The sequence below is a fragment of the Kaistia algarum genome (assembly GCF_026343945.1).
In the GTDB taxonomy this organism is placed as follows: domain Bacteria; phylum Pseudomonadota; class Alphaproteobacteria; order Rhizobiales; family Kaistiaceae; genus Kaistia; species Kaistia algarum.
Map to the genome: position 1 here is coordinate 11,510 of NZ_JAPKNJ010000005.1, position 21,945 is coordinate 33,454.

Consider the following 21,945-nt stretch of genomic DNA (forward strand, 5'->3'; position numbering starts at 1 on the left):
CGTGAGTTTGGGGGTGAGACGGTGAACCAACCTGCCTTCCGGATGGAGGCGCGCGGTGTTTCCAAGATCTTTGGCAGCCACAAGGCGCTCGATAACGTCGATTTCGGGCTATTGCCTGGCGAGGTCCACGCGCTGCTCGGCGAAAATGGCGCCGGCAAGTCGACCCTGATCAAGATCCTGACCGGCGCGCATCAGCCGAGCGCTGGCACGATTCTCGTCGATGGCGAGGAAGTCGTGCTGACCAGCCCGCAGCACGCCCAGACCTATGGCATCGGAACAGTCTATCAGGAGGTCAATCTCCTCCCCAACCGTTCCGTGGCGGAAAACCTCTTTCTCGGCCATCAACCGACGCGCTTCGGCCTCGTCGACCGGCGACGGATGGACCGTGAGGCACGTGTTCTGCTCCAGCGTTACGGGCTCGACATCGATCCCTCCAGCGAACTCGGCATACATTCCGTCGCCGTACAGCAGATCGTCGCCATCGCAAGAGCCGTTCAGCTTTCCGGCAAGGTGCTCATTCTAGACGAACCGACGGCGAGCCTCGATCGCGACGAGGTCCAGCGCCTCTTCGAAGTGGTTGCCAATCTGAAGCGCGATGGCCTCGCCATCGTCTTCATCACCCATTTCCTCGACCAGGTCTTCGCCCTTGCCGATCGCGTCACCATCCTTCGCAATGGCAAGCTGGTCGACACCTGCCGGCTCGACGAACTGACGCGGACCGAACTCGTCCGCAAGATGCTCGGCAAGGACGTGACCTTCTCCGGCTCCACCAGCCTCAAGACCGAGCGGCCGACCACAGATGTCCTGCTTGAGTTCAAAGGCTATGGAAAGAAGCGCAGCATCCATCCCTTCGATCTCACTATTCACAAGGGCGAGGTGATCGGCGTTGCCGGCCTGCTTGGGTCAGGGCGAACCGAAATGGCCCGCGTCATGTTCGGTATCGATCCGGCCGACGAGGGCACGGCGACGCTGAACGGCAAAGAGGTCTCGCTGAAGACGGCACCAGAAGCGATCGCCTATGGCTTCGGCTTCTGTCCCGAGGACCGCAAGGCGGACGGCATTCTGGGCGATCTCTCGGTGCGCGAGAACATCGTCATCGCCCTGCAGGGCAAGCTCGGCTGGTTCCGCGCGCTCAACCGCGACGAACAGATCGACCTTGCCGGGCAGTTCGGCGAGTCGATGGACATCCGCGCCGCCTCGCTCGACATGCCGGTCAAGCTGCTCTCCGGCGGCAACCAGCAGAAAGTCATCCTGGCCCGCTGGTTGGCGACGGATCCGGCCTTCCTGATTCTCGACGAGCCGACACGCGGCATCGATGTCGGCGCCCATGCCGAGATCGTCCGCACCATCAACCGCCTGCGCGACGACGGTATGGCGCTCGTCGTCATCTCCTCCGAGATCGACGAGGTCGTCGCCTATTCCTCCCGCGTCGTCGTGATGCGCGACCGAACGCTGGTGGCGGAGCTTCGCGGCGAAAACATCAATCCCGGCGTCATCGTGCAAGCCATTGCGACCCATGGGGAGGCGCCAGAATGAGCCGTATCCAGATCGGCCGCTTCGTGAACACCCAGACGGTCGCGCTTGCCGGCGTGCTCGTGCTCAACTGGGTTCTGTTCCCGGGCTTCTTTAATATCGAATGGCAGGACGGCCGCTTTTTCGGCAGCCTCATCGACGTCTTGAACCGTGGCGCGCCCGTGGCCATCCTCGCCATCGGCATGACCGGCGTCATCGCGACCAAGGGCGTCGACCTCTCCGTCGGCGCAGTAATGGCCATGTCCGGCGCCGTGGCCGCAACGCTCGTCGTCGCCGGCTATCCCGCGCCAGTCGCCATTGGCGGGGCGCTGGCTCTCGGCCTCCTCTGCGGGCTCTGGAACGGTGTCCTCGTCGCGATCCTCGACATCCAGCCGATCATCGCGACGCTGGTCCTGATGGTCGCCGGCCGCGGCATCGCGCAGCTCATCACCGCCGGATCGATCGTCACCTTCTCGGACCCGACGCTGGTCTTCATCGGCACCGGCTCGCTGTTCGGCTTCCCGATGCCGGTGGTGATCGCCTTTGTGCTCATGGTGCTGGTAACGCTCCTCGTGCGCAAGACGGCGATCGGACTGTTCATCGAGGCGGTCGGCATCAACCGCTCGGCGGCGACGCTCGCCGGCATCAAGAGCCGGACGCTGCTGCTCGCGGTCTATGGCCTCTCCGGCCTCTGCGCCGCCATCGCCGGCATTATCGTTGCGGGCGACATTCGCGGCGCCGACGCCAACAATGCCGGCCTCTGGCTGGAGCTCGACGCGATCCTCGCCGCGGTGATCGGCGGCACGTCGCTGCTCGGCGGGCGCTTTTCGATCCCGATGTCCGTGGTCGGCGCCCTGATCATCCAGGCGATGAACACCGGCATCCTCGTCTCCGGCTTCCCGCCGGAATTCAATCTCGTGGTCAAAGCAGGCGTGATCACCTTGATCCTGATGATACAATCGCCGCTGGCGGGCCATGTGACCGCCTGGATCGGCCGCAAGAAGGGCGAGGCGACGCGATGAGCCGCAGCCTTCGTCCCCTGGTGGCGACCATCGTCATCTTCCTCATCGCCTATGCCGCCGCGGTGATGCAGTTCCCCGGCCTCCTGTCGACGCGCGTACTCGGCAACTTCCTGACCGACAATGCCTTTCTCGGCATCACGGCGGTCGGGATGACCTTCGTCATCATTTCCGGCGGCATCGACCTCTCGGTCGGCGCGGTGATCGGCTTCACCGGCGTCTTCCTGGCCGTAATGATCTCCTCGCTCGGCCTGCACCCGCTCTTCGCCTTCGCGATCGCGCTCGCCGTCGCGGCCCTGTTCGGCGCGGCGATGGGGCTGGCGATCCATTATCTGCAGATGCCATCCTTCATCGTAACGCTCGCCGGCATGTTCCTCGCGCGCGGCGGCGCCTCGGTGATCACGCAGGATTCGATCCCGATCGACCACGAATTCTACAGCTATATCTCGACGCTCTATTTCCGCCTGCCGGGCGGGGGACGGCTCAGCTTCGTCGGCATGCTCATGGTGGCCACATTCATCGTCGGTGCCATCCTCGCGCACCGGACGAAATTCGGATCCTATGTCTACGCGCTGGGCGGCAATACTGTCTCCGCTTCGCTGATGGGCGTGCCGGTGGCCCGCACGACGGTGCAGATCTACATGCTCTCCAGCGTGCTCGCCTGTCTGGCCGGAATCGTCTTCTCGCTCTATACCTCGGCGGGCTATCCGTTGGCGGCGGTGGGCGTCGAACTCGACGCGATCGGCGCCGTCGTGATCGGCGGAACGCTCCTCACCGGAGGCTATGGATTTGTGTTTGGCACCTTCGTCGGCGTCATGCTGCTCGGCCTCGTACAGACCTACATCATCTTTGACGGGACGCTGTCGAGTTGGTGGACCAAGATCGTGATCGGCATGCTGCTCTTCCTTTTCATCGTGCTGCAGCGGCTCGTCTTCGCCGCCTCGGCCCGCGGGGACCGATCGGCCGAGAAAGCCTGAGCCGATGAGTGAAGCAGGCAGCCTCCTCCGCTCGCTGACGGGGCGGCCGGCTGCGCGGAACTTCCATACTTTCGTCATCAACGAGATCGGCGTCGCGATCGTCACCGGCCGCTTTGCCGTCGGCTCGGTCCTGCCAAGCGACGCCGAGATGATGGGAAGCTATGGCGTGTCTCGCACGGTGCTGCGCGAGGCGCTGCGGACGCTCGAAGCCAAGGGCATGGTCGAGGCCCGGCCCAAGGTTGGCACGCGCGTCTCGCAGAGGAGCCGGTGGAACCTCTTTGACCAGCAGGTACTCGCCTGGCATTTCGAGGCGAAGCTGGACCCGAGCTTCGTCGATGGCCTCTTCGACATCCGCCATGCGCTCGAGGCAAGGGCCGTCGATCTCGCCTCGACCCGCCGCACCGCCGAGCAGATCCGCCTGATGAAATACTGGGTCCACCAGATGGAGCTGGCGCGAGCCGACATGGAGGCCCATGCGCTCGCCAATCTGGAAATCCACCGCCTCATCGTCGAGGCTTCGGAAAATCCGCTGCTGCGCTCCGCCGTCGGCCTGATCGAACTGACCCTCGCCCTCGTGGCCGTTGCTGCCGGCGAGGCGGACGAGACGGCGGTGCGAGGCCGCCAGACGACTGAAATGCAGCAGCTCGTCACCGCCGTCGAAGCGGGCGATGCAGGGGCAGCCGACGCGCAGTTGCGCAGCGTTCTGGCACTGGAGACGGCGACGCTGGAGGCGCGGCGGCGACGCGGCTGAGCGCTCCGCCAGTTGTCCGAGATCAGAGGCTGATGCCGATCACGATCAGGCAGTAGCCGACAAGCGCCGCATTCACGAGCGTGAAATACAGATGTGGCAGCTGCGCCTCGCCCTTGAACAGCAGGAAATTATGGAAGAGCGCAGTCGCCGCGACAAGGAACGCGATCAGTAGTGCCGCGCCCCAGGCCGGCAGGATGCCGAACGTGACTGAGAGACCGCCAACCAGCTGCGCCGCGAAGCCGATCGCCGTCACGAAGGCTGGCAGCTTGCCGCCATAATTGTGATCCATCGCGACTCGTTCCGAGAAATGCAGGAAATTGCGGATCGCGGCGATGACGAAGAACAGGCCGAGGATCACCCGGCCGGCGAGAATCAACGTTTCGGCAGTCGTCATGAACTCCCCCTCTTTCCATCCTGCCTAGCGGATCGCCGGGGCGGAGGAAAGAGGGAGGCAAGCCCGACCTGACCGGGCTTCAGCGCCAGCCAAGCGCCGGCGCAACGTGCTTCAGGATCGCCTCGATGACATGGGCGTTGTACTCGACGCCGAGCTGGTTCGGGACGGTCAGCAACAGCGTATCGGCCTCGGCGATCGCCTCGTCGCCTTTCAATTCCTCGATGAGTTGATCGGGCTCGGCGGCATAGGAACGGCCGAAGACCGCCCTTGTATCGGCTTCGATGAAGCCGAACTTGTCCTCGTCCGGCCGGCCGCCGAAATAGGCTCGGTCGCGATCATCGATCAGCGCGAAGATGGACCGGCTGACGGAAACGCGCGGCTCGCGCTTGTGGCCGGCCTCCTTCCAGGCGGCCCTGTACGCGCGAATCTGCTTCGCCTGCTGGATATGGAACGGCTCGCCCGTCTCGTCGAATTTGAGGGTCGAACTCTGCAGGTTCATGCCGAGCTTGGCCGCCCATTGGGCCGTCGCATCGGTGGCAGCGCCCCACCAGATCCGCTCGCGCAGCCCTTCAGAATGCGGCTCGACGCGCAGCAGGCCGGGCGGATTGGCAAACATCGGCCGTGGATTGGGCTGCGCGAAGCCCTGTCCGCGCAACACGTCCAGAAAGACTTCGGTGTGGCGACGCGCCATGTCGGCATCGCTCTGCCCCTCGGGCGGCGCGTAGCCGAAATGACGCCAGCCGTCGATCACCTGCTCGGGCGATCCGCGGCTGATGCCGAGTTGCAGCCGACCTCCGGCAATGAGATCCGCCGATCCGGCGTCCTCGGCCATATAGAGCGGGTTCTCATAGCGCATATCGATGACGGCTGTGCCGAGCTCGATCCGGCTGGTCTTCGCTGCGGCGGCAGCAAGCAGCGGGAACGGCGAAGCGAGCTGGCGGGCAAAATGATGTACGCGAAAATAGGCGCCATCCGCGCCGAGTTCCTCGGCGGCAACGGCGAGGTCGATCGACTGCAGCAGCGCATCGGCGGCCGAACGCGTCTGCGAATGCGGCGACGGCGACCAGTGGCCGAAAGAGAGAAATCCGATCTTCTTCAAAGCCATAATCGCCCCGGCGCCCTGGAGGGAAGGAAAGCAGCAAGGCCGAAGCGAGGGGAGCTCTCGGCCAAGGCGTAGTTAAGGTCGGGGGCCGGAAGCGGCAAGGCTGAGGAGCGGTGAACAGTCTGGGCACAGAATCACGCCACCGGCAAACCCGGGAGACAGAAGAACCGCTGCCGGCTAGCTGCTGCGCATGAACGCCATGCCCGCGCAACCAGGTTGGCAAAGAGGATACGGAGCCTTGGGAAGTTTCCGGGCCGAAATCGGTCAAGCGATTGAAGAGATGCTGCGCCGGAGCAGGCAAGGCCGGGCACTCGCAGGCAATTACTTCCGAAGCACAGTTCCTGTCGGGTGACTTCCGTCAGACCGTCGGGATTGTCCCGCCGTCAATGACATACTCCGCGCCATGGATCGACGCCGCGCGATCCGACGCCAGAAACGCCACCAGTTCCGCGACCTCTTCCGGCCATGCAGGCCTGCCGATCGGAATGCCTCCGAGCGCCTCCATGACGCCCTGCCGTGCCGCTTCTTCGTCCGTGCGGCCACTTTCCGCGAGTCGCTGGATCATGCGGTCCGCGGCAGAGGTCATGATCCAGCCCGGCGACACCGTGTTCACGCGCACGCCCTTCGGGCCGACCTCCTTCGACAGCGACTTGCTGTAGCTGGCGAGCGCGGCCTTGGCCGCCGCATAAGGGATGGTGGATTCGTAGAGTGGCAATCGGCGCTGGATCGACGCCACATGAATGACGACGCCCGCCCCCTCCTCGATCATCCTGGGCACGAGCAGGCGGTCGAGCCGAACAGCGGCCAGCAGGTTCAGGTTCAAGTTTGCCTGCCAGAACTCCTCGGTTGCGGCCATAAACCCGCCACCCGGCGTGCTCGACCCGCCCAGACAATGCACAAGGATGTCCACGCCGCCGAACCGGTCGACGATGTTCTCTGCCAAAGCCTCGACACCCGCCGGCGTGGCAAGATCGGCCTGGACGAAAAGACAATCTCCAAGGTCCTCGGCTGGTTCGTTCCTGGCACTCGTTGCGGTTCGCGCCCCAGCCGCCTGGAAACGGCGCAAAATTGCCTCGCCCGCGCCTTGCGTTCCGCCCGTGACGAGAACGCGCCTGTTGGCGAATTCTGTCGGATCAGCCTTAAACTTCACGGGGACCGTCATGGCTCGATCTCCAGGCGGACTATCTGGTCATCCTTGATGGTGAAGTTGAACCGCAGAGGGATCGGGCTTCCGGGGAAGGTTCCAGACACCTCGGCAATCACCTCAATACCGCTTTGGCTTGAGGCCGCGCTCCTTGCATCCGCATGATCGTCATACTGGGCGGCCGTCTCCTCAAGCCACGCCCGGATGGCGGCCGGCCCCACATGGTCGCGGCTTTCGTCCTTCACGACTGCGGATTGGGAAAAGCCGGACACAGCGACGGTAAAATCTCTCGCGTTCTTGCCGGAGAAGTAGTTCTGGACGGGGGGTGGAAGATTTGCCGGCATGCGTCCGTCTCTTCTTTGGTTCGGTTTGACGAGCGAGCCGCGCTGGCGGCTCTTGTTGCAGAACCAAGGTGGCGATAGGCTGAAAAAATGGCAAGAACAGACCAAAAAGTAGGGTACTTACCGTCAAGTAAGGAACTGTTTCCGACGCCGAAAACGGCGGCGGACGGCGTGGAGAACGTGCTGCGTATTCTCGAGGGACGCTGGAAGCTGGTGATCCTGTTCCACCTTTTCGGAGGAAAGGTCCTGCGGTTTTCCGAGCTTGAGCGGGAGATTCCAGCGATCTCCCAGAAAATGCTGATTCAGCAGCTACGCCAGATGGAAAAGGACGGAGTCGTCAGCCGCATCGTTCATCATCAGGTGCCGCCCAAGGTGGAATATTATCTTACCGAGTGGGGGCAGGCGCTTTGTCCGGCGCTTGACGCTTTGCTCGCCTGGGCAGCCAGCCGTCCCGACGAACCCCCTGTCGGCCAACGGAGCCCCTGACTCTCGGGCTTTCAGCCTTGCCATTGGCAACAAGAGATATCGATGTGGAAGCGATATTGGAGAAATGGCGCGCCCGAAGAGATTCGAACTCCTGACCCCCAGATTCGTAGTCTGGTGCTCTATCCAGCTGAGCTACGGGCGCCTGCCTTTTCGGCGTTCGTTTGGCGGGGTTTGGACCGCGTTAGAACGCTGCCGGCCGCTCTTTCGGGCGACGGCGGCGTATAGCTAGCCGCTCATCCAACCGATTGCAAGCGCGGAAATTCCGGGCTGCCTGGCGGTGGAAAACTCAGCTGGCTTGAGCCCGCGCATGCCTCGCGCGGTCGAGGGCGACCGGACGATCGGGAATCGATATCTCGAAGACGGCGCCGGGACCCACCATCTCAACGAGCCCGATCTGGCCGCCATGGGCGCGGATGATCTCCGCGGCGATGGCGAGGCCGAGGCCGGTGCCGCCGGGCCTGACGCCACCCTGGAACGCCTGGAACAGGCTCGCCTTGGCTCGTTCCGGCACGCCGGGACCGGTATCGCGCACGCGCAGGATGGCAACCGTCCCCTGCCGCTCCGCCTCGATGGCGATGCGGCGGATGATCGCCGGATCGCCATCACCTTCCATCGCCTGCATCGCGTTGCGGCACAGATTGAGCAGCACGCGGAAGAGTTGGTCCGGGTCGGCATCGATTTCGAAACCGGGCGGCACCTCCACGGCGCAGCCGATCGTCGCGTGCTGATCGAGGCCCAGCACTTCGACAACGTCGCGGGCGACGCGCGTCAAGGCAACGAGCCGGCGCGCCGGCTCGCGCTCGCGCGCCCGGCCATAGGCGAGCGTTGTCTGGCAATAGTCGATGGCCCGGCCCAGCGTCACGATCAGCTTCGGCGCGAATCGCTGCACGGCCGGGTCGGGCAGCGCGGCGATGCGGTCGGAGAAGAGTTGCGCGGCGGCAAGAAGGTTGCGGAGGTCGTGGTTGACCTTGGAAACGGCAAGGCCGAGATCGGCGAGATGGCGCTTCTCGGCCAGCATGTCGGAGAGCTGGCTCTGCATGGCGGCCAGATCCGTCTCGGCGACACCGATCTCGTCGGCCCGCCCGCTCGGCGCGATGATGCGGCTCTTGTCTTCCGGATCCTCGGCAAAGCGCATGATCGCCGCCGAGAGCTGCCGCATCGGCCGGACGAAGAGCCGCTGAAGGCTGATGAAGATCGGGATCGCCGCGATGATAGAAATCGCCGCCGAGAGTATCAAGATATTGCCGGCAAAGCGCAGAAGCGCCGCCCGCAAGGGCCGATCGCTGATGACGAGTTCAAGGCTGGCGCCCTCATGCACCGGACCGAGCACCCTGAGCATTCGCGGCTCGGCGGCGAGGATGGTCTCAAAGGCGGCGCCGATCGAGTTCAGCGTGTTCGAACTGGCGAGATCGACGATGCCGTCGACCGCCTGTGGCATGTCGGCCGCGGCAAGCAGCCGGGTTGCCGGGCCCGTATGCAGCACGATCGCGGTCGCGCCGACAGAACGCAGCAATTCGTCCTGCGTCGCCTGCGACACGTCGCGCCAGGCGTCCGAATCGAGCAGCACGCTCGCGGCCTGCGCGGTCGCGATACGGTCTTCGAGGAAGCGCAGGCGGAAGGCGGCGATGGAAGGCACAAGGCCGGCGATCCCGGTCGCCATCACGAAGAGGACGGTCAGGAGGATCAGCTTGACGGAAAGGCTCGGCCCGGTACGCCGGGCGGTGCTATGGATCACCGCCGAGGCCGCCGCGCCCGCGCCGCCGTCCAATGGTCGGCCCTCGCTCAAGGCTCGCCCCGCGGTTCGTCGCCTCTATCCGCCCATCATGCCCCGGCAAGGGCGGAATCGTCAAATTTGGCGCGGTTCAGATGGCCAGAGCCGCGTTGACTTGGGCGGAGCCTGTCCGTATAAGCCGGGCACGACGAGAGCACGCTTTTGCGCATGCTGAGGTCTGCGCATGCATTGGCATGTCTGGCCGCGCGCTGGGGTTCGGTTCTCCGACCGTTGAAACCGATAAGAAGATTGAGGGCCGCCCCAGGCGGTGACGACCCATGAAGCGTACTTACCAGCCAAGCAAGCTCGTTCGCACCCGCCGCCACGGCTTCCGCGCCCGCATGGCGACTGTCGGCGGCCGCAAGGTCATCGCGGCCCGCCGCGCCCAGGGCCGCAAGAAGCTCACGGCCTGATCCGCCGACGAACGAGGTCGGCCGGCGCCTTGAAAGGCTAGCCATGGATCAAGCGAAGACACCCATGGATTCAAGCGAAGCCATGGATCGGACCAAGACCATGCAGCGCTTGAAGCAGCGCGCCGAATTTGTCGCCGTCGCCGGCGGAGCCAGGGCTCCCCGGCGCGGCTTTCTCTTGCAGATGGGCAAGCAACGCCGCGGCACCGACGCCGCGCGCTTCGGCTTCACCGTCACCAAGAAGACCGGCAATTCCCCCGAGCGCAACCGCATTCGCCGGCGCCTTCGCGAGGCCGTCCGCCTCGCCGGCGCCGAGCATGCCGAGCCGGGGGCGGATTACGTGCTGGTCGGCCGCCGCGCTGCGCTGTCGCAGCCTTTCGAATCCCTCCTTGGCGATCTTGTCTCTGGCCTTGCCGCGCTCCGCGGCGGGGCCAATCGGCGTTCGCCTGCCACCCAACGCGACCGGACGGCGCAAGCCGGTGACCGGATCGATATCGCCCGCGACCCGGGCTCGAGCGACCCCACCCCCGAGAGTTCCGCCCGATGACCGACAATCGCAACCTGATCCTCGCCGTCGTCCTGTCGATTGCGGTGGTCTTCGGCTGGCAATATTTCATCGCCGGTCCGCAGATGGCGAAAAACAAGCCGGCGACGACGGCCGTGACGCAGTCGGCGACACCGGGCGCTACCACGGCTGCAGGTGCGCCGGCCGCCGCTGGCACGACCGCAGGCTCGGCTCCCGCGGCCCCCGCCGACGGCACGCTGATGACGCGCGAGGCCGCGATCGCCTCGACGCCGCGCGTCGCCATCGAGACGAGGTCGGTCTCGGGTTCGATCAATCTGAAAGGCGGCCGTCTCGACGATCTTCGTCTGAATGATTATCGCGTCACCGTCGATCCGAGCAGCCCCACCATCATCCTGCTGTCGCCAGCGAGCGCAGCCGACGGCTATTTTGCTGAACTCGGCTGGGTACCACCGGCCGACGGCACCAAGGTGCCGGGCGCCGATACGCTCTGGACTGCATCGGCTGACGCCAAGCTGACGTCGACCACGCCGGTCGTGCTGACCTGGGACAATGGTGCTGGCCTCACCTTTAAGCGTACGATCTCGGTTGATCCGAGCTACATGTTCACGTCGCGCGACGAGGTGTTGAATGCCACCGGCAAGACGGTTGAACTCGCACCCTATGGCCGTGTCACGCGCCTCGGCGAGCCGGTCGTCGGCGGCTATTACATCCTGCATGAGGGCCTGATCGGCTGGATGGGCGACCAGCACCTCCAGGAGGTGACCTACAAGAAGCTGCGCGGCGAGCCGCCGCAGAACTTCACCGGCGTCAAAGGCGGCTGGCTGGGCATCACCGACAAGTACTGGGCAACCGCAGTCATCCCGCGCGGCGAGGGCGCGGTCGACGTTCAGTTCAAGCATGTCGATGGCGCCGTTCCGCTCTATCAGAGCGATTTCAAGGGCCAGCCGCTGACGATCGCGGCGGGCGCTACCGGCGCGGTCGAGAACCTCATCTTCGCCGGCGCCAAGCAGGTCTCGATCCTCGACGGCTACCGCGACAATCTCAAGATCGACCGCTTCGACCTGCTGATCGACTGGGGCTGGTTCTGGTTCTTCACCAAGCCGCTCTTTTACCTGATGGACTATTTCTACAAGTTCTTCGGCAATTTCGGCATCGCAATCCTGCTCGTCACGGTCATCGTCAAGGCCGTGTTCTTCCCGCTCGCCAACAAGTCCTACAAGTCGATGAGCGCGATGAAGAAGGTGCAGCCCGAAATGGCGGCCCTGCGCGAGCGCTTTGCCGACGACAAGGTGAAGCAGCAGCAGGAGCTGATGGCGCTCTACAAGCGCGAGAAGATCAACCCGCTCGCCGGCTGCTGGCCGGTGGCGATCCAGATCCCGGTTTTCTTCTCGCTCTACAAGGTGATCTTCATCACCATCGAGATGCGCCACGCGCCGTTCTTCGGCTGGATTCACGACCTTTCGGCGCCCGATCCGACCAACCTCTTCACGCTGTTCGGCCTGATCCCCTGGTCGCCGCCGCATCTCCTGATGATCGGAATCTGGCCGCTGATCATGGGCGTCACCATGTGGGTGCAGATGCGCCTCAATCCGGCGCCCGCCGATCCGGCGCAGCAGGTCATCTTCAACTGGATGCCGGTGATCTTCACCTTCATGCTCGGCTCGTTCCCGGCCGGCCTGGTGATCTACTGGTCGTGGAACAACACGCTTTCGGTCACCCAGCAATATGTGATCATGCGTCGTCAGGGCGTCGACGTGAACCTCATTGGCAACATCCTGTCGAGTTTCAAGAAGAAGCCGAAGGACGGTGAGCCGGCTCCGGCGGCGAAATTGCCGGCGGCGGCCAACGCCAATCCGAAGCCATCGGCCAAGCCGCCGACGAAGCCAGGGACGAAGTCGACCCCGCCCAAGGCCAAGAGCTGACCAAGACGCTGTCTGACCAAGCCTTGGTCTGACCAAGCCCTGGTCCGGCGAGGCCGCATGACGACAAGGCTGCGAGCCCAGAAGGCCCGCAGCACGGAGAACCCGATGCCCGAGATTACGCAGGAAGAGCTCGACCGGATCGAGGCCGGCCGCCTCTTTTTCGCAAGGCCATGGCGCTTTGTGCTGAGCGCCCCCACGGTCGAGGCACTGCCGCCGATCGGCGACGCCGAAGTCGCCTTTGCCGGCCGATCCAATGTCGGCAAGTCGTCGCTGATCAACGCGCTCACCGGCCGCAGCGGCCTGGCGCGGACGTCGAACACGCCGGGACGCACCCAGGAACTGAACTTCTTCACGGCCGATAGCGGCCTCTGGATCGTCGACATGCCGGGCTATGGCTATGCCGAGGCGCCGAAGAAGCTGGTTGAAGCATGGAACAAGCTGATCCGCGCCTATCTGCGCGGCCGCGTCAGCCTGCGCCGCGTCTATGTGCTGATCGATTCTCGCCATGGCCTCAAAGCCAACGACCTCGAGACTCTGAACCTGCTCGACGAGACGGCCGTTTCCTACCAGATCGTTCTGACCAAGGTCGATAAGCTGCGGACCGGCGAGATCGACAAGGTCCAGGCCGATACGATCGCCAAGATCGCCCGCCGCCCGGCCGCCCATCCGGTGACGCTCGCCACCTCCTCCGAGACCGGAGAGGGCATGGACCTGCTGAAGGCCGAGATCGTCGCGCTGGCGGGCTAGCGCCCGGCTTCCTCGCCGCTTGAAGACCTCGTCGTCGTCATTGTTCCGCCATGCGAGACTCGTTATAGAGCCCTGCCCTATCGGAGACGCTCCATGACCGAGACCGACATCGCAGCCGGCACCGATCCGGTGCTCACGGCGCAGCTCATCGCCACCGCACTGCCCTATATGCTGCGCTACGACGAGAAGACGGTCGTGGTGAAGTTCGGCGGCAATGCCATGGGCTCGGAAGAGCTCGGCAAGGCCTTCGCCGAGGACATCACCCTCCTGAAGCTCGCCGGGCTCAACCCGGTCGTCGTCCATGGCGGCGGGCCGCAGATCAACGCTATGCTCTCCCGCCTCGGCATCAAGTCGGAATGGGCCGGCGGCATGCGAATCACCGACAAGGCGACGGTCGAGATCGTCGAGATGGTTCTGGCCGGTTCGATCAACAAGGAGATCGTGCAGACGATCACCGAAGCTGGCGGTCGCGCGATTGGGTTGACCGGCAAGGACGGCAACATGGTCACCGTCACGCCGCTGAAGCGCCGCATCGTCGACCCCGATTCGAACATCGAGAAAATCATCGACCTTGGCTTTGTCGGCGAGCCGAAGACCGTGCGCACCGAAGTGCTCGAAGTGCTGGCGAAGTCCGAGATCATCCCCGTCCTGGCGCCGGTCTGCGCCGGCGAGGATGGCGAGACCTACAATGTCAACGCCGACACTTTCGCTGGCGCCATTGCCGGCGCGCTGCATGCCACGCGCCTCCTGTTTCTCACCGACGTCCCCGGGGTTCTCGGTCGCGACAAGCAGCTGATCAAGGAGCTGACGGTGGACGAGGCCCGCGCCATGATCGCGGACGGCACCATCTCCGGCGGCATGATCCCGAAGGTCGAGACCTGCATCGAGGCGCTGGACCGCGGCGTCGAAGGCGTCGTCATCCTCGACGGCAAGACTCCGCATGCGGTGCTGCTGGAACTCTTCACCGAAAGCGGTGCCGGCACGCTGATTAAGCGCTGACAGGGCCGAGATGAACCATAGCGCACCCGCGACGCTCGCCGACCAGCCGGATCTCTCCCGCTTCGCCGATGTGCGCAGCTGGATCTTCGACCTCGACAACACCCTCTATCCGCGCCACACGAACCTGTTCGCGCAGGTGGATGTTCGCATCCGCGACTATGTCCAGCGGCTGCTGGACCTTCCATCCGAGGACGCGCAATTGCTTCAGCGCGACTATTATCGCCGCTACGGCACGACGCTGCGCGGCCTGATCGTCGAGCACGGCATCACCCCGGACGACTTCCTCGAATATGTCCATGACATCGACCATTCGCCGGTCGAAGCCGATCCGCGCCTGGCGAGCGCCATTGCGCGCCTGCCGGGCCGGCGCTTCATCTTCACCAACGGTTCGAGACTGCACGCCGAGAAGGTGATGGCGCGCCTCGGTCTCGGACCCGAGTTCGAGGACATTTTCGACATCGTCCGTGCCGACCTCCTACCGAAGCCGCATCCCGACACCTATGCCCGCTTCCTCAGCGAAAACGCGATCGACCCGACCTCGGCCGCCATGTTCGAGGACCTCGCCCGCAATCTCGAAGTGCCGAAGGCGCTGGGCATGGCGACCGTCCTGATCGTCCCGCGCGGCACCGAGGAAGTCCTCGCCGAGACCTGGGAAACCGAAGGCAGCGAAGGCGCCCATATCGACCATCTGACGGACGATCTCGGCGTGTTCCTGGAGACGGTTCTGAGCGGCATTCCGGCGGCCTGAGGCCGGCCCCGCCAGGCGTTCGTCGCGGGTCGCGCCTCGGGACAGTCCATGCGTCCGCGCGCTGCTGCGCCTGCAATCGCGGCGTGGGCCGGCGATCGCCCGGCCGAACACATCGGCGCCACAATCGCTCAGCATAGCAGGCGGATCTGGGGCACAGATCCGACGTCGGCCACGGCGTCTTCCCGACCTGCGCAAAGAGGCCATCCGTGTCCCAGTGGTTCAGGCATGCCGCCCTGTCGGCTGCCGTCTTGATTCTGTGCTGCATCCTTGTGTTCTATTTTTACTGCGCCGAGGCCCGCCTCGACGCAGTGTTCAATTCCGACATGCTGATCCTTCCGCAGATCAGCTGGAACATGGCGACACGGGCCTGGGGCTGGTTCATGCAGCAGCAGGCACGTCTCATCGGCGTGTTTCCGGACCAGCTCGTCTATCACGCCCTTGCACGACTGGGACTGGACGCGCGAGCGGCCATCCCGCTGCAGGCGGCGCTGACGCTCTTCGCCGAAATCCTGTTCGCTGCGCTCGTCATCGCTCGCCTTGCGCCCGCCGGATTCGCCAACCGCATGGTCGCAGCCGCGGTCGTCTTCATCGGCGCGCCGATGGCCCTTGCACTCGTCGTGCCCTGGGCACCCTATCGCGATCTCGCCATGCCGATGAACCATTCCGGCGCGTTCGTCCTGACGCTTGCCCTGGCGCTGCGCCTCGACGCGCGGCCCCGCGATCCATGGACGATCGGCCTCGTCCTCGTCGGCTGCTTCTCCGATACGCTCTTCCTCCTGACGGGCGTGGTGCCCCTGGTCGTCGCCCGTGCGGCCGTCGATTTTCCGCCTTTGCCCAAGCTACGCACGGCCCTGAAGGCGCTGCCGGTGCTTTTTGCGGCGATTGTCGGCCTGCTGGCGCAGAAGCTCGTTTTCCATCAGGGAAACGTCTCGGTCTCGCTGCCGGCGGTGCTGCGGTCCTGGCGGACTTTCCTGGGTGAGCTGGTCACGCAGCCTCAACTCGCCTTCTTCGTCATGGTCGGCCTCGCGACGATGGTGCTGGTCCTGCGCGCGCTCCTGCGCATGCCCGGCACGGACCGGCGTGGGCGGATCGTGCTGCTCTTCGCGCTCGGCTCGATGGCGATGTCGCTCGCTGCGCTGATGAGTTTCTACGTCGATGTTCCGAGCCTGCGCTACGCGTGGCCATTGATCGGCTGGCCGCTCATCCTGCTTTCCTTCCTGCTGGCCGTACGGATCGATGGCGGCGTACTTGTCCTTGCGGGGCTGGCCGGGCTGGCCGTCGCCGTCGTTCTGGTCACGCAGACGGGACCGGCGCCACCTGTCCTCGCCTGGCGCGCTCCGGACGAGCTCTGCGTCTCGAAGCTTGTGCAGGAAGAAGGCCTTGATGCCGGCCTGGCGGATTTCTGGCATGCGCGGCGGCTGGTCGTTTCGAGCGATTATGCGCTGAAGATCGAACAGATCACCGGAGATGGCGCCGCCTATCTATGGGGCAACGATCCCCATTGGTTCTTCCATGATTGGCGCCGGCCTGACGGCATCGTGCATTACGACCACATCCTGATGGCCGGTCTCGACCGCGCCGCCATCCTCTCCGCGTTCGGTCAGCCCGATCTGATCCGGCCATGTCCGACGACCGAAGTCTGGATCTGGCGAGACAGAGACCATGTCGGCCCGATCATGGCGGCACGCTCGCAAGACGTCGTGGCGCATGTCCGGCCCGAAGAACTCGGGGCCATGCCGATACCGTCAGGCCCGCCGCCAACGCCCTGAGCACGAACCGCCTACCGGCTGAACCGCGTCCCCCGTCGCCCGGATCCGGGTTGCGGACCGCCGCGCCACAGAAATATTCTCGAACATTCTCCCGAAAGCCCTCATGAACCAGCCTCTGATCGAAATCCGTCCGGCCGATCTCGTGCCGGAACTCAGCGTGGTCATCCCGACCTTCAACGAGCGCGGCAATATCGCGCCGCTGGTCGAGCGCCTCGCCGCGGCGCTCGAAGGCCTCGCCTGGGAGGCGATCTTCGTCGACGACGATTCGCCCGACCGCACCATCGACGCCGTCCACGAAATCGGCGCCCGCGACGGACGCGTTCGGGCGATCCTGCGCGTCGGCCGCCGCGGCCTCGCCGGTGCCTGCATCGAGGGCATGCTTTCGGCGAGCGCCCCCGTCGTCGCCGTGATCGACGCCGATCTCCAGCATGACGAGAAGGCCCTGCCGCTCATGCTGGACGCGATCCGCGCCGGCGCCGACCTCGTCGTCGGCACCCGCTATGCCGGCGGCGGCGAGGCCTCCTCCTTCAGCGCGGCCCGCGGCGCCATGAGCCGCTTCGCCACCGGCCTTTCGAAACGCCTCTTCCGCATCCGCACCTCCGATCCGATGAGCGGCTTCTTCATGCTGCGGCGCGAGGTCGTCGAGAAGGCCGCCCCGCGCCTGCAGACCCAGGGCTTCAAGATCCTGCTCGACATCCTGCTGACCGCCGGACCCGATCTGCGCGTCGGCGAGGTGCCCTATGCCTTCGGCACCCGCCAGCACGGCGAGAGCAAGCTCGACAACCAGGTCATGCTGGATTTCGCGGGGCTGCTGCTCTCGCGCGCCACCGGCGGCCTCGTCTCGGTCCGCTTCCTGGTCTTCGGCCTCGTCGGCGTCTTCGGTCTCTTCGTCCATCTCCTCACGCTGCGCCTCACGCTCGGCACCGGCGCGGACTTCGTGGTCGCACAGTCGGCCGCGACCATCGTGGCGATGACGTTCAACTTCTTCGTTAACAATTTCCTGACCTATCGCGACCGCCGCCTTGCGGGCTGGTCCATGCTGCCGGGGCTCGTCAAGTTCTACGCCGTCTGCGGCGTCGGCGCGGTCGGCAATGTCGGCGCCGCCAGCTGGGTGTTCCACGAGACCGCGACATGGTGGGCGGCAGGCGTCGCAGGATCCATCGTCGGCGCCGTCTGGAACTATCTCCTCAGCGCGTCCCTCGTCTGGAAAAGCAAGGCCTGAAGACTGGATGAGCGCCGGGCTTGCCCCCCACGGAGCCGGCGCAACGCGCCCGCAGCGTGCCATGCGATCCGCTTGCGTGCGCCAGGCGCCGAGACTTCCGTTGACTTAGCCGCATCCGCCGATATCGTCCGCCGACCACGATACCGACAAGAAACGCACCGGAACCGGACCCATGCCGCACGATCACACCGCCCTGCAATCGATCATCGAGGTCGCCTTCGAGGCGCGCGCCGAGATCGGAACCGACACCAAGGGCGAGGTGCGCGAGGCCGTCGACTACGCGCTCGAACTGCTGGACAAGGGCAAGGCGCGCGTCGCGGAGAAGGTCGATGGCGACTGGGTCGTGCATCAATGGCTGAAGAAGGCGGTGCTGCTCTCCTTCCGCCTCAACCCGATGAGCGCCATCTCCGGCGGCCCCGGCGGCTCCACCTGGTGGGACAAGGTGCCCTCGAAGTTCGACGGCTGGGGCGCGGCTGAATTCGGCGCCGCGGGCTTTCGTGCCGTGCCGGGGTCCATCGTCCGCCGCTCGGCCTACATCGCCCCGAACGCCATTTTGATGCCGTCCTTCGTCAATCTCGGCGCCTATGTCGACAGCGGCACCATGGTCGATACGTGGGTGACGGTTGGCTCCTGCGCGCAGATCGGCAAGAACGTGCATCTCTCCGGCGGCGTCGGCATTGGCGGCGTATTGGAGCCGCTGCAGGCCGGCCCGACGATCATCGAGGACAATTGCTTCATCGGCGCGCGGTCTGAGGTGGTCGAGGGCGTGATCGTCGGCGAGGGCTCGGTGATCTCGATGGGCGTCTTCATCTCGGGCTCGACCAAGATCGTCGACCGCGAGACCGGCGAGATCCATATCGGCCGCGTTCCGCCTTATTCCGTGGTGGTTTCCGGCTCACTGCCGGGCAAGCCGCTGCCCAATGGCGCGCCCGGACCGTCGCTCTATTGCGCGGTCATCGTCAAGCGCGTCGACGAGAAGACCCGCTCGAAGACCTCCGTCAACGAACTGCTGCGCGACTAGTATACAGTCTGCATAAATCCTTGCGAATGGTTGTGGGAAATGACACGATCCGGTTGTGGTGCGAAGGGGGATCGCGCCACGATCGGGGGTCGCATTGGATTGGCGTTGGGCTCTGTTCTCGTTTGAAGGGCGGCTGCCGCGTGCGCCCTTCTGGATCATCCTTGCAGCCTATCTCATCGGCCTTCCGTTCGTCTCCGTGATGCTGAAGCGCCTGTCGTTCCTGGGTCCGGCGCTCGCGCTCGCCCTGGATATCGCGTTCTACCCGGCGATTATCTGGATCGCCTTTGCCGTCGCGGCGAAGCGCCTGCATGACCGGGGCAAATCGGCCAGCTGGCTCCTTCTCTATGCGCTGGCTCCGATGCTCCTGGGTCAGATCGCCACGGGCATGACGGGTATTCCTACCCACGGTCATAGCGCCATCCTCCTGTCCTATATGCGCTGGGTGCTCGCCCTCTGGAGTTCGATTGAACTCGTCATCCTGCCCGGTATCCGAGGCCCCAACCGTTTCGGACCTGAGCCGGGCCTCTGATGGGCTTGATTGGTGCTGGAGGGCGTGGCAACGAGAGGCATGTCCTCCAGCGATCCTGAATCCGTCCTTCCCGCCGATCCGGTCGGCCTGCTCCAGAGCCTCGTCCGCTGCCCGTCGGTGACCCCGGCAGAGGGCGGTGCCCTCGCGCTTCTCGAAAGCGTCCTGAAGCCGGCTGGCTTCACCGTCGAGCGCCCGGTCTTCTCGGAGCCCGGAACCCCCGACGTTGAAAACCTCTTTGCAACCATCGGCGCCGGCGCGCCGCATTTCGTCTTCGCCGGCCATACCGACGTCGTGCCGCCCGGCGATCCGGCGCGCTGGTCGCATCCGCCCTTCGCAGGCGCGATCGAGGACGGCATGCTCTATGGCCGCGGCGCCGCCGACATGAAGGGCGGCATCGCCGCCTTCGTCGCCGCTGCCCTCGATTTCGCCAATGGCGGCCCGTGGGCCGGAACGATCTCGCTTCTCATCACCGGCGACGAAGAAGGCCCGTCGCTGAATGGCACGGTCAAACTGCTCGATTGGGCGGCAAGGCACGGCCACCGCTTCGATTCGGCGATTGTCGGCGAGCCGACCAACCCCTCGACGCTTGGCGATGCCATCAAGGTCGGCCGCCGCGGCTCTCTGTCGGGCACGATCACTGTCCATGGCCGCCAGGGCCATGTCGCCTATCCGCATCTGGCGGTGAATCCGATCCCGCAACTCATGCGCTTGGTCCGCCGCCTCACCGCGGAGCCGCTCGACCATGGCAGCGAGCATTTCGATGCTTCCAATCTCGAATTCGTCGGTCTCGACGTCGACAACAAGGCCTGGAACGTCATCCCGGCCGAGGCGAGCGCGCGCTTCAACATCCGCTTCAACGACGAATGGACCCGCGACACGCTGGAGGCCTGGATCGAGGCCCGGTTGGCAGAAGCGGCAGGCAACGAGATCCATTACGAACTCGGCTTCGAGCCCGGCTGGAGCGCCTCGTTCCTGACACGTTCGGATGCGCTGATCGGCACGCTTACCGCCGCGATCGAGGCGGAAACCGGCCGCAAGCCGGCCCTTTCGACCAGCGGCGGCACCTCGGATGCCCGCTTCATCAAGGATTATTGCCCGGTCGTCGAGTTCGGCCTCGTCGGGCAGACCATGCACCAGATCGACGAGCGCATCGCGGTCGCCGACCTCCTCGCCCTCAAGGCCATCTACCGCCGGTTTCTGGGCGGCTATTTCGCCTGACTGAAGTCCGCCCGCCCATGCTCGCCGCCGACACGACCGCCGCGCTCACCGGCGCCATCGAGCTGTTCCTCGGCCGCCCCAGCGGGTTGAAGCGCTTTGATCTGAGCTTTGAAGGATTCTGGCGCTCCTTTGCTGCCCTCCTCTACATCCTTCCTTTCTTCGCGATCGTCGTCGCCGCGGACTGGATGACCCTGTCGCAGCAGCCGGACGCACCGGCCTTGACGACCCTGGCCGTCGCGCGGCTCTTCGACGTTGGGCTCGATTTCGGCGCCATGCCGGTCGTTCTTGCCCTGCTGGCAAGACGCCTCGGCATTCAGCGGAGCTATATCGGCTATGTGATCGTCCGCAACTGGTCGACGCTGGTTATCGTCGTCCCACAGGCCGTGATCTCGCTGCTGTTCGGGCTCGGCATCGTTTCGATGGAGGCGTCGGAGCTGATGTCGCTGGTCGTTGTCGGCGTCATGCTCTTCTATCAATACCGGATCGCGCGCTGGACCCTCGGCTGGAACGGTACGCAGGCCGCCGGCCTCGTCGCCGCGGACCTCGGCCTAAGCCTGATCCTGCTCTTCTTCGTCCATGGCCTGTTCGGCATCTGAGGCATAGTCGACGCGGACGAGATAGAGCCCGCCAGGCGGCGCGACCGGCCCGCAGGCTTTGCGGTCGCGCGCATCCAGAACGTCGCGCACTCGCGACACCGGCCATTTCCCCTCGCCGACCTTCTTCAGCGTTCCGACCATCGAACGGACCTGATTGTGCAGGAAGGACCGAGCCGAGACCTCGAAAAGGATCTCGCTGCCGACGCGGGAAACATCGAGCCGGTCCAGCGTCTTCAAGGGCGACAGCGCCTGGCAGTCGGCCGAGCGGAACGTGGTGAAATCATGCTTGCCGAGCAGCGAATCGGCGGCCTGCTGCATCGCGTCGATATCGAGTGACTTGCGGACATCCCAGACGCGGTCGATGTCGAGCGCCGCCGGAGCGCGGCGGTCGATCACGCGGTAGAGATAGTGCCGGGCAACCGCCGAGCGGCGTGCATCGAAGATGTCGGAAACTGGCTCGGCCTCGAGGATCGCGATCGGCGCTGGACGAAGCTGCGCGTTCATCGCATCGCGGATGCGATCGCCGCTCCAGAGTCCGGAGAGGTCGAAATGCGCGACCTGGCCCAGCGCATGCACGCCCGTGTCGGTTCGGCCGGCGCCCTTGGTCAACGCCGCTTCGCCGGAAAAGCGATGGATCGCCTCGTCGATCGTCTGCTGCACAGAAGGCGCGTTGGCCTGCCGCTGCCAGCCCGAATAGGGCCTGCCGTCATATTCGATGAGGATCTTGTAGCGTGGCATGGC

General features: G+C 65.1%; 23 protein-coding genes and 1 tRNA gene. 17 read left to right on the forward strand and 7 right to left on the reverse strand.

All coding sequences use genetic code 11. The features are described 5' to 3' along the window. The first annotated feature begins 42 nt into the window (after positions 1-42). From OSH05_RS24005 to OSH05_RS24020, 4 genes are read left to right on the forward strand one after another with little or no spacing between them, the layout of a single operon-like run. Positions 43-1,536 carry a sugar ABC transporter ATP-binding protein gene (locus OSH05_RS24005; protein WP_104221087.1) on the forward strand — a complete coding sequence of 498 codons (1,494 nt, stop codon included), beginning with the start codon at positions 43-45 and terminating at the stop codon, positions 1,534-1,536. Beyond that, positions 1,533-2,534, forward strand: a complete 1,002-nt coding sequence (locus tag OSH05_RS24010; RefSeq protein ID WP_104221088.1) for an ABC transporter permease — start codon at positions 1,533-1,535, stop codon at positions 2,532-2,534. Before OSH05_RS24005 ends, OSH05_RS24010 begins: the two co-directional genes overlap by 4 nt. Further along, a complete protein-coding gene (gene yjfF / locus OSH05_RS24015; protein ID WP_104221089.1) occupies positions 2,531-3,508 on the forward strand; it encodes a galactofuranose ABC transporter, permease protein YjfF in 978 nt (325 codons plus the stop codon). Before OSH05_RS24010 ends, yjfF begins: the two co-directional genes overlap by 4 nt. A gap of 4 nt (positions 3,509-3,512) precedes the next feature. Beyond that, a complete protein-coding gene (locus OSH05_RS24020; protein WP_104221090.1) occupies positions 3,513-4,259 on the forward strand; it encodes a FadR/GntR family transcriptional regulator in 747 nt (248 codons plus the stop codon). 22 nt (positions 4,260-4,281) lie between these two features. Here the strand turns inward: OSH05_RS24020 and OSH05_RS24025 are convergent, their stop codons facing one another. From OSH05_RS24025 to OSH05_RS24040, 4 genes are all read right to left on the reverse strand, one after another. Continuing rightward, complete coding sequence (locus tag OSH05_RS24025) at positions 4,282-4,653, reverse strand: DoxX family protein (protein ID WP_104221091.1); 372 nt, start codon at positions 4,651-4,653, stop codon at positions 4,282-4,284. A 79-nt stretch (positions 4,654-4,732) separates the two neighbouring features. Beyond that, on the reverse strand, positions 4,733-5,752 hold the full coding sequence (locus OSH05_RS24030; protein WP_165801720.1) for an LLM class flavin-dependent oxidoreductase: 1,020 nt from the start codon (positions 5,750-5,752) through the stop codon (positions 4,733-4,735). 361 nt (positions 5,753-6,113) lie between these two features. Continuing rightward, on the reverse strand, positions 6,114-6,917 hold the full coding sequence (locus OSH05_RS24035; RefSeq protein ID WP_104221093.1) for an SDR family oxidoreductase: 804 nt from the start codon (positions 6,915-6,917) through the stop codon (positions 6,114-6,116). Then, the gene (locus tag OSH05_RS24040; RefSeq protein ID WP_104221094.1) at positions 6,914-7,243 is read right to left on the reverse strand and encodes a nuclear transport factor 2 family protein; all 330 of its coding nucleotides are present in this window, start codon (positions 7,241-7,243) and stop codon (positions 6,914-6,916) included. Before OSH05_RS24040 ends, OSH05_RS24035 begins: the two co-directional genes overlap by 4 nt. Positions 7,244-7,330: 87 nt before the next feature. Here OSH05_RS24040 and OSH05_RS24045 point away from each other — a divergent pair, with 87 nt between their 5' ends. Next, on the forward strand, positions 7,331-7,726 hold the full coding sequence (locus tag OSH05_RS24045; protein WP_104221095.1) for a winged helix-turn-helix transcriptional regulator: 396 nt from the start codon (positions 7,331-7,333) through the stop codon (positions 7,724-7,726). 65 nt (positions 7,727-7,791) lie between these two features. On the opposite strand, the gene OSH05_RS24050 is transcribed toward OSH05_RS24045, so the two are convergent. Then, positions 7,792-7,868 (reverse strand) — tRNA-Arg (locus tag OSH05_RS24050). Positions 7,869-8,012: 144 nt separating this feature from the next. Further along, the gene (locus OSH05_RS24055; protein ID WP_266353044.1) at positions 8,013-9,512 is read right to left on the reverse strand and encodes a sensor histidine kinase; all 1,500 of its coding nucleotides are present in this window, start codon (positions 9,510-9,512) and stop codon (positions 8,013-8,015) included. Between the two features lie 263 nt (positions 9,513-9,775). Here OSH05_RS24055 and rpmH point away from each other — a divergent pair, with 263 nt between their 5' ends. From rpmH to OSH05_RS24115, 12 genes are all read left to right on the forward strand, one after another. Then, positions 9,776-9,910 carry a 50S ribosomal protein L34 gene (gene rpmH / locus OSH05_RS24060; RefSeq protein WP_104221096.1) on the forward strand — a complete coding sequence of 45 codons (135 nt, stop codon included), beginning with the start codon at positions 9,776-9,778 and terminating at the stop codon, positions 9,908-9,910. A gap of 64 nt (positions 9,911-9,974) precedes the next feature. Then, positions 9,975-10,454: a ribonuclease P protein component gene (gene rnpA, locus OSH05_RS24065; protein WP_266353045.1), complete on the forward strand. Its 480-nt coding sequence runs from the start codon at positions 9,975-9,977 to the stop codon at positions 10,452-10,454. After that, positions 10,451-12,355 carry a membrane protein insertase YidC gene (yidC, locus tag OSH05_RS24070; protein ID WP_104221097.1) on the forward strand — a complete coding sequence of 635 codons (1,905 nt, stop codon included), beginning with the start codon at positions 10,451-10,453 and terminating at the stop codon, positions 12,353-12,355. Before rnpA ends, yidC begins: the two co-directional genes overlap by 4 nt. A gap of 105 nt (positions 12,356-12,460) precedes the next feature. Continuing rightward, positions 12,461-13,102 (forward strand): ribosome biogenesis GTP-binding protein YihA/YsxC, encoded by a 642-nt coding sequence (yihA, locus tag OSH05_RS24075; protein ID WP_104221098.1) that lies wholly within the window; start codon positions 12,461-12,463, stop codon positions 13,100-13,102. A gap of 93 nt (positions 13,103-13,195) precedes the next feature. After that, on the forward strand, positions 13,196-14,101 hold the full coding sequence (gene argB, locus OSH05_RS24080) for an acetylglutamate kinase (protein WP_104221099.1): 906 nt from the start codon (positions 13,196-13,198) through the stop codon (positions 14,099-14,101). Positions 14,102-14,111: 10 nt separating this feature from the next. Then, complete coding sequence (locus OSH05_RS24085) at positions 14,112-14,849, forward strand: pyrimidine 5'-nucleotidase (protein ID WP_104221100.1); 738 nt, start codon at positions 14,112-14,114, stop codon at positions 14,847-14,849. 206 nt (positions 14,850-15,055) lie between these two features. Then, positions 15,056-16,618 (forward strand): hypothetical protein, encoded by a 1,563-nt coding sequence (locus OSH05_RS24090; RefSeq protein ID WP_104221101.1) that lies wholly within the window; start codon positions 15,056-15,058, stop codon positions 16,616-16,618. Positions 16,619-16,721: 103 nt separating this feature from the next. Beyond that, the gene (locus OSH05_RS24095; protein WP_104221102.1) at positions 16,722-17,840 is read left to right on the forward strand and encodes a glycosyltransferase; all 1,119 of its coding nucleotides are present in this window, start codon (positions 16,722-16,724) and stop codon (positions 17,838-17,840) included. A 172-nt stretch (positions 17,841-18,012) separates the two neighbouring features. Beyond that, positions 18,013-18,861 carry a 2,3,4,5-tetrahydropyridine-2,6-dicarboxylate N-succinyltransferase gene (gene dapD, locus OSH05_RS24100; RefSeq protein ID WP_104221103.1) on the forward strand — a complete coding sequence of 283 codons (849 nt, stop codon included), beginning with the start codon at positions 18,013-18,015 and terminating at the stop codon, positions 18,859-18,861. 94 nt (positions 18,862-18,955) lie between these two features. Next, positions 18,956-19,390 carry a DUF805 domain-containing protein gene (locus tag OSH05_RS24105; protein ID WP_165801718.1) on the forward strand — a complete coding sequence of 145 codons (435 nt, stop codon included), beginning with the start codon at positions 18,956-18,958 and terminating at the stop codon, positions 19,388-19,390. Positions 19,391-19,429: 39 nt separating this feature from the next. Then, positions 19,430-20,608 (forward strand): succinyl-diaminopimelate desuccinylase, encoded by a 1,179-nt coding sequence (gene dapE, locus OSH05_RS24110; protein WP_104221105.1) that lies wholly within the window; start codon positions 19,430-19,432, stop codon positions 20,606-20,608. Between the two features lie 17 nt (positions 20,609-20,625). Further along, entirely contained in the window at positions 20,626-21,204 is a 579-nt protein-coding gene (locus OSH05_RS24115) for a hypothetical protein (protein ID WP_104221106.1), read from the forward strand. Here the strand turns inward: OSH05_RS24115 and truA are convergent. Beyond that, the gene (gene truA / locus OSH05_RS24120) at positions 21,157-21,942 is read right to left on the reverse strand and encodes a tRNA pseudouridine(38-40) synthase TruA (RefSeq protein WP_104221107.1); all 786 of its coding nucleotides are present in this window, start codon (positions 21,940-21,942) and stop codon (positions 21,157-21,159) included. The genes OSH05_RS24115 and truA overlap by 48 nt on opposite strands. Positions 21,943-21,945 lie beyond the last annotated feature (3 nt).

Coding starts and splice junctions, on each gene's coding strand:
- OSH05_RS24025 (WP_104221091.1), bottom strand. CDS start 4,653: ATGACGACTGCCGAAACGTTGATTCTCGCCGGCCGGGTGATCCTCGGC.
- argB (WP_104221099.1), top strand. CDS start 13,196: ATGACCGAGACCGACATCGCAGCCGGCACCGATCCGGTGCTCACGGCG.
- rnpA (WP_266353045.1), top strand. CDS start 9,975: ATGGATTCAAGCGAAGCCATGGATCGGACCAAGACCATGCAGCGCTTG.
- OSH05_RS24035 (WP_104221093.1), bottom strand. CDS start 6,917: ATGACGGTCCCCGTGAAGTTTAAGGCTGATCCGACAGAATTCGCCAAC.
- dapD (WP_104221103.1), top strand. CDS start 18,013: ATGCCGCACGATCACACCGCCCTGCAATCGATCATCGAGGTCGCCTTC.
- OSH05_RS24115 (WP_104221106.1), top strand. CDS start 20,626: ATGCTCGCCGCCGACACGACCGCCGCGCTCACCGGCGCCATCGAGCTG.
- OSH05_RS24010 (WP_104221088.1), top strand. CDS start 1,533: ATGAGCCGTATCCAGATCGGCCGCTTCGTGAACACCCAGACGGTCGCG.
- OSH05_RS24020 (WP_104221090.1), top strand. CDS start 3,513: ATGAGTGAAGCAGGCAGCCTCCTCCGCTCGCTGACGGGGCGGCCGGCT.
- OSH05_RS24095 (WP_104221102.1), top strand. CDS start 16,722: ATGAACCAGCCTCTGATCGAAATCCGTCCGGCCGATCTCGTGCCGGAA.
- OSH05_RS24040 (WP_104221094.1), bottom strand. CDS start 7,243: ATGCCGGCAAATCTTCCACCCCCCGTCCAGAACTACTTCTCCGGCAAG.
- yihA (WP_104221098.1), top strand. CDS start 12,461: ATGCCCGAGATTACGCAGGAAGAGCTCGACCGGATCGAGGCCGGCCGC.
- yjfF (WP_104221089.1), top strand. CDS start 2,531: ATGAGCCGCAGCCTTCGTCCCCTGGTGGCGACCATCGTCATCTTCCTC.
- OSH05_RS24005 (WP_104221087.1), top strand. CDS start 43: ATGGAGGCGCGCGGTGTTTCCAAGATCTTTGGCAGCCACAAGGCGCTC.
- rpmH (WP_104221096.1), top strand. CDS start 9,776: ATGAAGCGTACTTACCAGCCAAGCAAGCTCGTTCGCACCCGCCGCCAC.
- OSH05_RS24045 (WP_104221095.1), top strand. CDS start 7,331: ATGGCAAGAACAGACCAAAAAGTAGGGTACTTACCGTCAAGTAAGGAA.
- dapE (WP_104221105.1), top strand. CDS start 19,430: ATGTCCTCCAGCGATCCTGAATCCGTCCTTCCCGCCGATCCGGTCGGC.
- OSH05_RS24085 (WP_104221100.1), top strand. CDS start 14,112: ATGAACCATAGCGCACCCGCGACGCTCGCCGACCAGCCGGATCTCTCC.
- yidC (WP_104221097.1), top strand. CDS start 10,451: ATGACCGACAATCGCAACCTGATCCTCGCCGTCGTCCTGTCGATTGCG.
- truA (WP_104221107.1), bottom strand. CDS start 21,942: ATGCCACGCTACAAGATCCTCATCGAATATGACGGCAGGCCCTATTCG.